Genomic DNA, 245 nt, shown 5'->3' with positions numbered 1-245 from the left:
ATCCGGGCATGGCTCACGACCGCGAACGGCACCGTCATCGGCTCCCCGACCCAGCTCGCGGTGAGCGCCAACCCCATCGACGGCGTGATCTACTGGGTCGGTGGCATCCTCGTGGGCCTGGTCCTGCTCGCCGGCATCGCGCGCACCGTCCTCAAGGGCACGTCCCGCGTCGACGAGCTCCCCGACATCGAGACCGTCACGGCGGCGCACGAGGTGCTCGAAGACGGGCATCACGACTGACTCCG

1 protein-coding gene is annotated in these 245 nt (G+C 69.8%); it reads left to right on the top strand.

Annotation, left to right across the window (positions count from 1 at the left end; genetic code table 11):
• On the top strand, positions 1 to 240 hold a 240-nt coding region (locus ACPYOM_RS23465), incomplete at its 5' end, for a hypothetical protein (protein ID WP_481347823.1).
• Between the last annotated feature and the right edge of the window lie 5 nt (positions 241 to 245).

It is taken from the genome of Monashia sp. HAY1-2A (assembly GCF_056755315.1).
This window is presented reverse-complemented; position numbering and strand designations above follow the sequence as displayed.